A 13,685-nucleotide genomic window follows, 5' to 3' on the forward strand; every position below is an offset into this window, starting at 1 on the left:
CTCAACCGCCAGGTGCGCTGGCTGGGAACTGACCGATCGCAGGCGCATTGGCGGTACAATCGTCGCGTCGCCGCCAACCCGGGAGCACGTGTGCATTGCTACCTCATCGAACGGCTCGAATCACGACGACTGCTGGCGGGGGTGACACTGATCGCCCACGGCTTCAACAGCGGCATCGGGGATTGGGTTTCGGCAATGGCATCGGCGATCAGCGGATCACGAACCACTCCCGCCTCGATCTTCGCGCTGCAAGCCACGGATGACGGCAACAACGGGCCAATCTCGGTGAGTCTGGGGTCGCAGCTTTCCGGGCCAAGCGTGTCGGCATCGACCAATCCCGACCCGCATATCATCCTGCTGCTGGACTGGTCGGATCTTGCCGGGACCCTGCCGTTCGGCGGGTATCACCGCAGCACCACCGACGTCGCCGCCGCCGTCGCTGCCCAATTGCTGGATCCCGCGTTCATGTCGAGTCTGGGCGGGTACGCGCTGGCGGCGTCGCCGGCAATGCAGCTCGTCGGACACAGCCGCGGAGGGTCGCTGGTCAACGAGCTGGCGCGAGACCTGGCCAGGAAGGGCGTGTGGGTGGATCAGCTCACCACGCTCGACCCGCACCCGGTCGATGGCGTAAACGAGGACATCTCCGGCTTCGATTTCGATGATGCCCCAATGGGCATCCCCTGGAACGTCGCTTTCGCCGACAACTACTGGCGGACGGATTCGGACATCTTCGACTTCAACGGCGAGGCCGTCAGCGGAGCGCACAACCTCCAGTTCAATGAAACGATCCTGCGAAGCAGTGGATCGTATTCGTTCGAGCATTCGGACGTGCATCTGTGGTACCACGGCACGATCCCGCCTTATGCCGATTCCGACGGGGCGGCCAGCGTGAACCCGGCCACCTGGTACAGCCCGCCGCACCCGCCGCGCAATTCCAGCGGGTTTTACTACACTCGCAATGAAGGTGGCATTCGTCCTGGAACGGGGCTGTGGCCAGCGGACGGCGGGGTGGCGCCGCGCGGCGACGTGCCGCGCGACCCTACCGGCACGCAGTGGCCGAACATCGACCACCTGGCGCTGCTCGGCGCGCCTTCCGGCGGGACGGTCAGCATCGCGTACCGCTATCAGGACTTCGACTCCCCGGCGACAATCACGTGGCTGGCGGACGTGGATCGCAATCCCTTCAACTCCAACGCGCATCTTCTGCCCGACCCGCTGGCGCTGCCGTCCACCGGCGCGACCCTGGCCAGCGGCAGCGACTCGGTCCAGCTCGCGGGGCTGAGCCCGGGACAGTGGAACCTGCTGGCGCGGATTGCGGATGCCCAGGGTCATGCGCGATACGCTTATGTGCCCGATCCGCTGACGGTGCCTGCGACGCCGCTGATCGCGTCCAACGGCGATTTGCTCTTCGAGACGGCGCCGCAGCGGATCAGCGTGCGGTTTTCCGCCGATGTGTCGGCCAGCCTCGACCCGGGCGATCTGACCGTTCGCCCGGTGGGCGGCGCAGCGGGCATCACCCCGGCGTCCGTCCAGTTCGATCCCGCAAGCAACACCGCCACGTTCTGGCTTGCCGACATTCTGGCTGATGGCAACTACCGCGCCACGATCCCCGCCGGTTCGGTCATGGGCGCAGCCGGCGAAACGATGACATCCGACTTTTCATTCGACTTTTTCTTCCTTGCCGGTGACGCCAACCGTGATCGCGCCGTCGATCGGCTCGATCTGGACATTCTGACGATGAACTGGCAACAGTCGCCCAGAGTCTTCAGCCAGGGGGATTTCAGCTATGACTCCCGGGTTGATACGCGCGATCTGTACCTACTGGCCACCCGATGGGGACAGTCGTTGCAGGCGCCTGTGCCGGCGCGTGGCGATTCATCATTGCTTCGTCTGTTTGCGAGGCGCGATCAGAATGCCAAACTCGTTGGACTCATTGAACGGCCGGGCCCCGTAACGCATGCCGCGCGACAGATCGTAGTTGTCGGCGATCCAGGCACCGATCTTCCTGGCGTAATCCTGACCAAAATAACGGGCATCGAAGAAACTGGTGTTACGGTGGACCAGGGCCACGTAATCGGGTGGGTGACGGCGCAGTGACTCAAGCATCCGGTCCTCGCCGAACATGATCACTTCCGGTGTCATGTAGCTGACGTCAGGCGTAGGGCTGCGGCGGCGAGACAGGAAATTGATCATCGTGCCCTCGGGAAGCACCGTCAGTGTGGTGTCGGGGCGCGTCAACCGGGCCAGATCGCGCGCGGCTTCGCACACCATGGCGCCATTTGGTTCAACGTAAAAACGATGCTGTCCATCGCTGACGGCGATCCGCCGCCGCTGTAGCCAGGCATGGTCCATCCGCAGATACGCCGCCAGCGTGGCGATCACCGCGGCCGTGACGGCGCCGCGAACGACCAGCCCGCGGATGCCGCGGCGGTCCAGCATTTCTGGCAGGATGGCGACGGCGGCGGCGAGCATGTACAGCGTCGCCGGCATCGCCAGAGCAAAACCGTAGTGCCGGGGTTGAACTCTCAACGGGGTCTTGAGCAGCAGAAGCAGCGACCAGGCGCCCCACGCCAGCAACAGCGTGTGGCGGGGCGATTGAGCCGACGGTTCACGAATCGCATTGACTATCCCAACGATCAGGATCAACGCTACGACGATCGGCAGCGGGCGCAGCACGCCGTGCCAGCCGATCTTCTCCCAGTACACCATGCCCAGCGCGATGATGATGCCCGCCAGCACGATCGCCGCCGCCACCGGCGCGCCGCGTTCGCCACGCGCCGTGTACCTGCCGATCAGCACGGCGGGCAGCACGATCGCGGCGTAGCCGACGGTCCAGCCCAACATCAGACGCACGTTCCCACCCGCGTCGCCCAGACCAGTCACCCAGCGATAAAACGGCAGGTTCATCAGTCGCTTGTCACCAATCCATTTCCACGCCCCGACGACGCCTTCGATGGCCTGACTCGCAGGCATAGCCAATCCCAGCAGCAAGATCGCAAGCAGCACGGGCGTAAGCAGGCCGCCACCGATGGCCAGCAAACAGACGGCGCGAGGTCGGTCGGGTGTGCGCAACAGGGACCACGTGCCCACGGCGCAGGCACCGGCGGCGGCGACGTGATCGGCCAACGCCAGCACCAGGCGGTAAATCATCGACGCCAGCAGCGCGATCAGCAGCGCATTAAAGGCTTTGAGCGTGGCGATGCCAGCGCCGAAGACCTCGAACAGCAGGGCGTTGAAGTAAGGCGCCAGCGGCCCGTTGAAGTAGTTGATATCGCGATAGAGGACCGCGCCTTCGCTGAGCCGCCAGGGGACGTATACCTCACGTCCGTAGTCTTCCAGGACATCGGGAGTGCGATTCCAGATCCAGACGATCATCGCGATGACGGCGGCGGCGACCAAAGCCATGCTCGCTATCGCCGCCGCTCACGCAGACCTGGCCGAAGGTTCTGTCACTGAGCGCTCAATACCGACTTCTGCTTGCATCCCGACGGTTATACCGCCTGTTTTGGCAAATGGGGCAGACCTGTCGGTCCGGCGTTTCGAATCGCGTATTGAAAGATGTCCGGATTTTCCTTGCCCCCGGCCCGGCGATGCCGGGAGAATGCCCCCTTGCACCTGGGGGCGGTTGCCGGGGCTGCCAGATTCAGACGGGTCAACATTCTCCTGGAAGGAGGGAGTGTCACCGATGAAGCTCCGCACGCACCAGGCGTCGTACTGCGCCGAACCACTGGAACCGCGCACGCTGCTGGCCGAGATCACCTCGGGGCAGATGATCTCCGACAGCCTGCCCACGCCGGGCGCATCCGACACATATAGCTTTACCGCCAACGCGAAGGAGTCGGTCTCGCTGGTGGTCGGGGCGACGGGCGGAATAAACTTTCTGCCATATGTGCAGGTGTTCGCGCCCAATGGCGTGGCGCTGAACGCGATCAACAGCAACAGCTTCGACGCAGAGAACCTGCTTCAGAGTGGCACATATACCGCTGTTGTGCGGGACGTCGGCAATGACCACACCGGCACGTACAATCTCTCGTTCTTTCGCGCACCGGCGACGCAGTTGGTCGATGCCGACTCCAGACCCACCGTCAGCAATCAGCGCAACATCGGCAGCATCGATCGCGGCGACATCGACGTGTACACCTTCTCTGCCAACGCAGGCGATTCCATATCGATCGATACTGCGGCGCTGAACGGCGTGAATTTTCTGCCACGGCTGCGGCTTTTCGCACCCAACGGCGTGGCGCTGACGGGCTTCGTTGACGCCGCGTATCCCACCCAATTGCCCCAGACCGGCACCTACTGCGTGACGGTTCGGGACGCCGGCGACGACCACGTCGGCAGCTATGCCTTCACCATGATCCGCATGCCCGAGACACCATTGCCCGATGCCGACTCCGGGCCGGTGTTCAGCAACCAGCGGCGAATCGGGGCCATCGAGCCGGGCGACCTGGACGTGTACACCGTCGATGCCAACGCGGGCGACGCCATCGCGGTCGATGTGGGCGCGATCAGCGGCACCAACTTCCTTCCGGTCGTCAGGGTTTTCGCTCCTAACGGCTCGCCTTTGACCGACTTCGTCGGCAGCGCGTCGCTGGATCAACTGGCACAGACAGGAACCTATTCGATCGCGGTCTACGACTACGGCAGCGATCACGTCGGCACTTATGGCTTCACCGTGCTGCGGATGCCCGCCACGCCGCTCACCACTGTCGCCGACGCCGATTCCGGGCCGACGCTCAGCAACCAACGCCAGATCGGCACGATCGATCCCGGCGATCTGGATGTTTTCACGTTTGAAGCCGGCGCCGGCGATTCGATCGGAATTGATGTGGGATCGCTGGGCGGGGTCAATTTCCTGCCGCTGATTCGTGTGTTTGCACCCAATGGATTGCCGATGAGTGGATTCGTCGGCAGCTTTGAGGGCGTGCAGATGCCGCTGACGGGAACGTATTACGTCGCCGTTCACGACAATGGCAACGATCACACCGGCACGTACGCATTAACGATGCTGCGTTTCCCGGCCGAGCCGGTCTTCGACACCGAGTCTGGCACGATCCTGAGCAACCAGCGGCGCGTCGGCGCGATCGATTCCGGCGACCTGGATGTGTTTACGTTCCACGCCAACGCGGGCGACTCGGTGGCGATCGACGTGGGCGCCGCCAGCGGGGTCAACTTCCTGCCGCTGATCCGCGTCTACGCGCCCAACGGCCTGCCGATGGACGCCTTCGCCGGCAGCGCCGCCTTCGACCAGCTCCCGCAGACCGGCACGTACTCCATCGCCGTCCATGACAACGGCGACGATCACACCGGCACGTACGGCATTACGATGGTGCGCGCCACCACCGCGTCGGCGTCGGTGCAGCTTATCGACGCCGATTCCGGGCCGATCCTCAGCAACCAGAGGCGAAGCGGCGTGATCGATTCGGGCGACCTGGACGTTTACACCTTCGATGCCGACGCCGGCGACTCGATCGCGCTGAACGTCGGCGGCACCGGCGGGGTGAACTTTCTGCCTCTGATGCGGGTCTTTGCGCCCAACGGACTGCCATTGAGCGGATACATCAGCAGCTTCGACGCCAGCAACCTTGCCCAGGGCGGCACCTACACCGTCGCCGTCCACGACAACGGCAACGACCACACCGGGTCGTACGGCATCAGCCTGGCGCGCATGCCTTCCACGCAGACAGCGGATCCAAGTGATCTGGACGGCGGGGCGATCGCGTCGGGACAGACCCGCAGCGGCTCGCTCAATGCCGGCGACCTGGATGTGTACACGATCAATCTGACCCAGGGCGCAAACGTCACGATCCGCGCCGGAGTGCTCGCGGGCGTCAATTTCCTTCCAAGGATCCTGCTGTATGCGCCCAATGGCGTGCTGCTCGCCAACCAAACGGGCAATCCGGCGACGATCACGTTCACCAACGCCCCGGTCACCGGCACCTATTACGTTCTTGTGCGCGACAACGGAGACGATCACGTCGGCAGCTATTCGCTGTCGATCGACACGCCGCTGGTCTCCGACACCACGCCGCCGCAGATGCTCTTCGCCCGCTACAACGCGCAGGCCGCCGCCGCGCAGGTCCTGGTGGGCATGAGCGAGAGCCTGGGCGCGACGCTGGCGGTGACGGACTTGACGGTGCAGAACCTGACCGCCGGCACGAACATCCCGACCGCCAACCTGACCGCGACGTTCAACGCGTCATCCAACGAGATTGTGATCGGCTTCCCCGGTTACGCCACGCCGCGCCTGCCGGAAGGCAATTACCGTGTGACGATTCTTGCCGGCAGCGTTGCCGACGCCGCGGGCAATTCCCCGACGATACCGCTGTCGCTCGACTTTTTCTTCATGAACGCAGACGTCAACCAGGATCGTCGAGTCGATGGCAAGGACCTGTATCGGCTGAACTCGAACTGGCAGGGGCGTGCCGCGACATTTGCACAGGGGGATCTGGACTTGAACGGCGTGGTGGATCAGGCGGACCTGGACATCCTGATCGGAAAGTGGCAACAGGTTTTGCCCGCCCCGCCGCCCGGACAGCCGCTGGCAGCATCGCCGCTGCGGCGGCAGCCAATCGTCAATACTGTCTTTTTCATTCCCGATCCGACCGAAGTGGGCCAGCTCTCGGGCACGACTACGGAGCAGTTGCAGTGAGCGTGACAATCGATCGGGCGGGGATCTGGATTGCATCGGCCCCGGCGACAGGCGGACAGGCTCTCAGATCGTCCGCTTCGTTGGCGGAGGTCACGTGCGGCGTGAGCGTCGCGACGGCCATTTCCTGCCCGGTGGCACGAAGCTGCACCTGCACCGTGGCCGGCTCGGCCGCCATGTTGATGCACACGATCGCGAGCCTGTTGCCGGAGCGATCGTGATACGCCGATACCAGCAGACCATTCAGGTCTTCGTTAACCCCCCGCGCATCGATCGCCACACGCTGCATGCCCGGGCGCACGTACCGGCTGAAGTTGCCCATGGCCCACAGAAGCTTGGAGGGGATGATGGTTTCCTCGTCGCCGGGCTGTTTCCAGTCGGTGTAGACCAGGCCGTCCTTGTAGTCGTAGGGGGAAAAGGCCAGCCACCATGCCCAGGCGGAGGCGTTGGCGATGGTCAGGTCGCAGTGGATCAGCCGCGCGACGTTCAGGGCCGTGTCGATGCCCAGGTCGCGTTTGCGGCTGAGCACGCAGTATTCGCTCTGCCAGACCGTCCATCCCGGATGCTCATCCAGCTTGGCGCGCAGGCGCATGCGCGGTTGCACGAGCTGATCCAGACCGTCCGAGCCATAGGAGTGATACGCCAGCGTGAAGCCGAGCATCGGCCCGAGCTGCGGGTCGGCGGCGAAGAAATCGAGGTAGTCGCCGAACAACGTGCCATGTTCGCGCGAGGCACGCTCATTGGGGCGATAAAGGTCGTGAATGACGTTGGCTTCGGGAACGAGGATTCGGGTGGGCAGTTTGCGGCTCGTCAGCTCGGCATGAAGCGCCTTGACGATGCGGACGATGTCGTCGTTGCCCGCGCGGTTGCCCTCCTGGCCGCGATCCCAGTTCAGCGCCGGCTCATTTACCGGGCTGACCCACTGAAAGATGATTTGCTGTGCCGGATCCGCGTGGGTGGCAAAGTGTTCGAGGATGTCGGCCAGATATCTGGCGAACTGCGGCTCGAATCCGGGCTTGAGATTGGTCGAGCCTGTGATTTGTCCGCCCTGAGCCAGCCCGGCGTTGGTCAGTCCGCTGCGAGTCATTCGCCCCGGCGGGCTGTTGACGAAGGCCAGGAATTTGTTGACCCCTCGCGCCTTTGCGGCGGCGAGGAACCAACGCTGGCCGGCCTGCCGCGACCAGTCGTACTGTCCTTCGGCGACCTCGAAGGTCTCGACGGTGCGCCACGGATCGCGGATGGTGGCCGTATTGATCCCGCCGCCGACGTTGAATCGCCACATCGACAGCCCGATGCCTTTGTCCATGGAAAACAGCAGATCGGCCAGCCGACCGCGGTTCTGTTCCGACCAGGAATCGAGCTTCTGGATCGACCAGCAGTCCGACGCGGCGAAGTGATCGATCGTCTGATGTCGCTGATCCAGATCGATCAGCAGACGGGTCGGCTCGACCGCTGAAGCGACGGTGCAACTGATCATGGCAATCAGACTGGCAATGACGCGAAGAAGGTGCATGGTTTGGCCTCAGGGTGACTCCGTTCGCGACTTGTAGAGTTCGGCGGCCACTTTGCGGTTGGCTTCGACCAGCAGATAGTTTGGGGTGTCGGCGACGTTGAGGAACCCTCGCAGCACCGCCTCGCCGTCGCCGCGACCGGTCAGTGCCTGGTCGCGCATCTGGAAAAAGTGTGCTCCGATGATCAACGGATGGCGCATCGCCGCGGCCATGTAATTGCGAAGGTGATCGACTCGCTGCTGAGGTGTCCAGGTCTTGTCCTCTTCGGGTCTGCCGCGGAAGGGGGTCTGGACATAGTCCGAGCCGAAACCCCACTCGCCGATCAGGATCGGGTGGTCCACCTTGCCCAAATACTGGTTGGCCCGTCCGGTGGGCGTGCGGTCGTAGATGTTGTAGGAGATGACATCGCAGTATTTGGCCGCCAGCGCAAGCTGCGTCGGGTCCTTGTGTCCGTGGAAGCGGACGCCCAGGTACAGATTCTTCGGCGCCACGCGCTTGACCTCCTCACGGCAGATGCGGAAGTAGGTCTCGGCGAATCTGGTGCCGAAGGCTTCGTAGTCTTCGCGAATGGCCGGCACGTCGGCGGAGCTGATCGGCTCGCGGTTGGCCAGCAGCGCATCCCACGACGCAAACTGTTTCTGCCAGGCCTGATTCAGCGCCTCGATCGTCGTGTACTTGGCCTTCAGATCATTGACGAACTGGATTTTGGCCGGCTGGTCCGGCGGCGCCTGGGCGGCGCGCCAACCCAGCGCCCGATAGTTCGGATCGATTCCCCAGTCCAGCTCGTTGTCCACGAAGTATCCGATGTTCCAGGGATCGTTGGCGGTTGTGCCGATCTCGCGCTCCATCCGCCTGCGCAGCTCGGACTGAAACTCGCCGTCAAACACGTCGTGATGATGCCCGAAGTTCATTCGGTGGAAGTGGATCGCCACCACGTACGGCGTTTTGCGCATCAGCATGGTCTGGGTGTCCGACCAGTTGCCGATGGTATTGAATCCCCAGCTTCGCAGTCGCCGGTGCTGCAATTCCCGGACGATGTTGGCCCAGTCAGGCCCGTATTTGCGATACAGGTTGGCCTTGCTGAAATCGAACGTGACGTACTGCTTGTCCCTGTAGTACATGAAGCGGGCGTTGCTTCCGCGGCCGAAGCAGAAGTCGAATTCGCCTCCCGGCTGCGGCAGCCACTCGAACCAGTGTTCGCGATCGGTGATGGGCGAAGCGGCCTCGAAGCCCACGCCCGTCGGTCCGTACGACCAGAACAGCCGACCTTTGGGATCGACCAGCCACCACTTGCCCTGGTACTTGGTCGGATAGAAGAATCCGCTGGCCGGCAGTTGCGGCCCGGCCTGGTAGCCGCCGAATTCGTTCCAGTCTCCGGGATTGGCCGCACGCTCCAGCTCCGCCGCCTCCAGCTTCTTCCAGTACTCGAACTGCTCGGGGCCGTAGATTTTGCCCGGCCAGTCGGCGTGTTTGTATTGCCCGAACTGATCCACGAAGGGGAAAAACGGCACGGGCGCCGGCACGCCCTGGCCATCGGCGCGGATCGAATGGATTTCAATTACATCATCGCCTGAAGCGGACTCGAAGCTGATGACCAGCCGCGCGATCTGGGCCGGATCGACCGTTCCTTCGCGCACGGCAATTCCCCGGGTGTACATGAAGAACGGCTTGAAGTAGTCGTAGCCGGGATCCTCGGGGCGGCGAACGAGCCGGACTCGCAACTCGCCACGCTCGTCGGCGTCCAGACCGATCAGGCTCTGGCAGGCGTCCTGGCGGTACTCGGCGGTGGGATTCTCCGCCCGCGCCTGAACAAGCAGCCGCCGGGGAGAGACGTTGCGGATGCTCAGCACGATGGCCTCGCGATCGGACAGGTCCCACGCTCCGCCCGCGGCGGGGATGGTGATCCTGGCCACGCCGCTTCCCACCGCGCTCATGCGCAGCGCCGTTGTCTGCCCCGATTGCGAAAGATCCACCCGCGCGGCCTGTGCCTGGATCTGCTCCAGAACATTGCGGGAATCGAAACGGACCAGGTCGATTGCCCCCCGGAGCGGACTTGTCAACCCAACCAGAAATCCCACCACACCGATCACGCAGGTTCGCAGCGCCATGCGGGAGTCCTCGCAGCGATGTAAATTAATGTAAATAACCTCCGCCGTTGCAGCGTGAGTTCGCGATATATACCACAATCCATGGAAAAGTGTTGAGAAAAAGTGCGATGAGAATTGTTCAGCAGCGGATGTCGCATCGTCTGGCTTTTCAGCACCGCAGACCGAAGCCTTGCTGTCGGGCGCGAAAGCTCTAATATTTCAGTACACATTGAAAACAGGGAGGTTCATCATGAGCCCATCCGCGACTCTGACCAGCACCGGCCCGACCCGGACCAAGCCGGCCAACGAAAGCGCCGTCATCGCCCGCCTGCACGAGGCCCAGGACAACTTCATTCGCCGGTGGGGAGAAATGGGCGCAACCTGGGGCATCAACCGCACGATGGCCGAGATCCACGCGCTGCTGTACATCACCGCCCAGCCGCTGTGCACTGATGACGTGATGCAGCGGCTGAACATCAGCCGCGGCAACGCCAGCATGAGCCTGCGGGCGTTGTGCGACTGGGGTGTGATCCGTCGCATGCACAAGCGTGGCGAGCGGCGGGAGTATTTCGAGAGCCTTTCGGACGTGTGGGAGATGTTCTCGATCATCGCCGCCGAGCGAAAACGCCGCGAAATGGACCCCGTCCTGGAAACGATCAAGCAGTGCCAGCGGATGCTTGACGAGCAGAGCCTGGGCAAAGCCGCCGCCCGCCGCCCCGAGGTGCAGGCTACGCGCCAGCGCCTGGCCAGCATGGAAGAGTTCGTCGAAGTCACCAACAAGATCTTCGCGCAGTTCGTGACCAACGCCCGCAACGGCCTGAACCGCGTCGTGCGAGTGCTGCTTCGAGCACTCTAGTCGCCGCCACAGTCGCCACCGAACCAGCGGGCAGGTGCGCAGCGCTGGCGTGGCGTTGCTCGACGCCCCGGGCTGGAAGTATCCTCAGCGACCATGGACTTTCTGGACGAGATCGTGCAACTGGATGACGATGGGCGTCTGTTCCTGTCGGCGGCGATCCGGGACTGGGCGCCAATCCATCAGCGCGGCATCACCACGGTGATCGATCTGGAGGGCGGCGTGGACCATGGCGTGCCGGAGCTGCACGACCAGTTCCTGTACATCTACCTGCCGATCCATGATGGACAGATGCCGGATCTGGATCGCCTGCACGCCGTCGCCAAGCTCGGCGCCGAGCTGGTTCGTCGCGGCGATCGCGTCCTGTCGCACTGCGGATTGGGCTTGAACCGCTCGGCCCTGATGGCGGGGCTGATCCTGATGTACCTGGGCATGGAGGGCAGGGCCGCCGTCGAGCGCTGCCGCCAGCGCAGACCCGGCGCGCTTTACAACCAGGTCTTCGCCGAATACCTGCTCAATGGCCGCGTCGGGAGCGTGACGTGAACTTCAAAGCTGGACACACCGTGATGATTCTGGCTACCTGTGTTGCTGTGCTGCTGCTGGGTGGCGCGCTGCTGGCCGCTGCTGCGCCCGATGGTTCGATCGATTCCCGCTTCGTGCAGGTTCATAACAAGGATCACCCGCACGAGTTCAAGGCGGACGTGAGCGATCTGCCCGCCTGGCAGCGACGCGCCCAGTTCCTGCAAACCCAGGCGCGGGTGGCGCTGGGTCTGTGGCCGCCGCCGCCCAAAACCCCGCTGAACCCAGTGATTCACGGCCGGATCGAACGCGACGGATACACGATCGAAAAGGTGTATTTCTCGAGCATGCCGGGACATTACGTCACCGGCAACCTGTATCGCCCCAGCGGTCGCAGCGGCAGGCTGCCGGCGGTGCTGGCGCCATACGGGCACTGGCCCAACGGGCGGTTCATCTGGCGCGACGACAACGGCGTGAACAAGGATCTGGCCAGCGGCGCCGAAGTCGATCCCCTTGCCGCTCGCACGCCTCTACAGGCCAACTGCGCGATGCTGGCGCGCATGGGCTGCATCGTCTTCCACTACGACATGGTCGGCTACTGCGACAGCACCGCCATTGAGCACAAGGCCGGGTTCGTCGATGTGCAGGCGGTACTGCGGCTTCAGAGCTTCATGGGCCTGCAGACGTGGAACAGCATCCGCTCGCTGGATTTTGTGCTGAGTCTGCCTGATGTCGATCCGGATCGGATCGCGGTCAGCGGCTCCAGCAGCGGCGGCACGCAGACCATCGCGCTGTGCGCGGTGGATCCGCGACCGCACGTGGCGTTTCCGATCGTGATGATCTCGATGAACATGCAGGGCGGATGCATCTGCGAGAACGCGCCGCTGTACCGCGTGGGCACCAACAACGTCGAGCTGGCCTGCCTGTTCGCGCCCAAACCTTTAGGCGCCGCCGCCGCCAACGACTGGACCGCCGATTTCGAGACGCGCGGCCTGCCGGAAATGAAACGCATCTGGCGCCTCTTCGGCGCCGAAGACCGGATCTTCGGCAGGCACATCAATTATCCCCACAACCACAACCTGCACAGCCGCGAGCTTCAATACAACTTCCTTAACAGACACCTGAAGCTGGGGCTGGCTGAGCCGGTGAAGGAGCTGCCCTTCAAGCCGTTGGAACCCAGGCAGCTCTCGGTCTTTGACGATCAGCATCCGATGCCACCCGACGCTGCCGATGCCGCGACGCTGCGAAAGACCATGACGCGCCTCAGTGACGAGCAGCTCGCTGCCATGGATCCACAGACCTACCGGACCACGGTACGCGCGGCCCTGGAGGCAATGGTCGTCGATCAGATGCCGGCGGCGGCAGAGGTGGAACACTGGCAGCAGTGGCTGGGCCGCCGCGGCAGCGGCCAGCGGGTGCCCTTCAAGATGCTGGAGCCGCGGCAGTGGACAGGCCAGGTCGTCGTATGGGCGCATCCCCAGGGCGTGGCGAGCCTGACGGAAAGCGACCCGGCGGTTCGCAGGCTTCTGGACGCGGGGCGGGCGATCCTGGCGATCGATCCGTTCATGTCCGGCTCGTTCGTTCCGCCCGCCGGGGTTGTGCCGACCTCAAAGCCCCGCCGACCGGACCCGCCCTACGCGGGCTATACCCTCGGCTACGAGCGGAGCGTGATCGCCAACCGGGTGCATGATCTTCTGACGGCGATCGCTTTTGCCCGGGGGATCAAGGACTGCAAATCGGTGCAGTTGATCGGCATCGGCCGGGCCGGCGCGGCCGCACTGCTGGCGCGTGCCTTGGCCGGCCAGGCCATCGACCTGGCCGCCATCGACTTGGATAACTTCGATTTTGATCAGATTACCGACGAAAACGATCCGATGCTGCTGCCCGGGGGGCTGAAATACGGCGGGATCCTGGGCTTTGTGCCCTTGTGTACCAGTGGTCAAACGCTTCTGGTCAACCCGCCCGCCCCCGACCGACTTGACCCGGCCCGCAAACCCCCCGGCGTGCATCTCGGCCAGGACTCCCGCCAACTGATCGACTGGCTGCTGTCGGCCGGCTAAAAACTG

Annotated in this window: 7 protein-coding genes; 5 read left to right on the plus strand and 2 right to left on the minus strand. The window is 63.8% G+C overall.

Going from position 1 to position 13,685, the window contains the following annotated elements; genetic code table 11:
- Positions 1 to 90: 90 nt before the first annotated feature.
- Complete coding sequence (locus ACQS5P_RS19225; protein ID WP_428938235.1) at positions 91 to 2,097, plus strand: hypothetical protein; 2,007 nt, start codon at positions 91 to 93, stop codon at positions 2,095 to 2,097.
- 1,588 nt (positions 2,098 to 3,685) lie between these two features.
- A complete protein-coding gene (locus ACQS5P_RS19230) occupies positions 3,686 to 6,652 on the plus strand; it encodes a pre-peptidase C-terminal domain-containing protein (protein ID WP_428938236.1) in 2,967 nt (988 codons plus the stop codon).
- Here ACQS5P_RS19230 and ACQS5P_RS19235 read toward each other — a convergent pair.
- Complete coding sequence (locus ACQS5P_RS19235) at positions 6,633 to 8,162, minus strand: glycoside hydrolase (RefSeq protein ID WP_428938237.1); 1,530 nt, start codon at positions 8,160 to 8,162, stop codon at positions 6,633 to 6,635. The two genes, ACQS5P_RS19230 and ACQS5P_RS19235, sit on opposite strands and share 20 nt — an antisense overlap.
- A 9-nt stretch (positions 8,163 to 8,171) precedes the next feature.
- Positions 8,172 to 10,268 (minus strand): beta-galactosidase, encoded by a 2,097-nt coding sequence (locus tag ACQS5P_RS19240; RefSeq protein ID WP_428938238.1) that lies wholly within the window; start codon positions 10,266 to 10,268, stop codon positions 8,172 to 8,174.
- 229 nt (positions 10,269 to 10,497) lie between these two features.
- Here ACQS5P_RS19240 and ACQS5P_RS19245 point away from each other — a divergent pair, with 229 nt between their 5' ends.
- The 3 genes from ACQS5P_RS19245 to ACQS5P_RS19255 all read left to right on the plus strand — a co-directional run bounded on the left by ACQS5P_RS19245 (position 10,498) and on the right by ACQS5P_RS19255 (position 13,679).
- A complete protein-coding gene (locus ACQS5P_RS19245; RefSeq protein WP_428938239.1) occupies positions 10,498 to 11,103 on the plus strand; it encodes a GbsR/MarR family transcriptional regulator in 606 nt (201 codons plus the stop codon).
- 93 nt (positions 11,104 to 11,196) lie between these two features.
- Complete coding sequence (locus ACQS5P_RS19250; RefSeq protein ID WP_428938240.1) at positions 11,197 to 11,643, plus strand: protein-tyrosine phosphatase family protein; 447 nt, start codon at positions 11,197 to 11,199, stop codon at positions 11,641 to 11,643.
- Positions 11,640 to 13,679, plus strand: a complete 2,040-nt coding sequence (locus ACQS5P_RS19255; protein WP_428938241.1) for an alpha/beta hydrolase family protein — start codon at positions 11,640 to 11,642, stop codon at positions 13,677 to 13,679. Before ACQS5P_RS19250 ends, ACQS5P_RS19255 begins: the two co-directional genes overlap by 4 nt.
- The last annotated feature ends 6 nt before the right edge of the window (positions 13,680 to 13,685 follow it).

This window comes from Fontivita pretiosa (assembly GCF_050410795.1).
Taxonomy (GTDB): Bacteria; Planctomycetota; Phycisphaerae; order Tepidisphaerales; family Tepidisphaeraceae; genus Fontivita; species Fontivita pretiosa.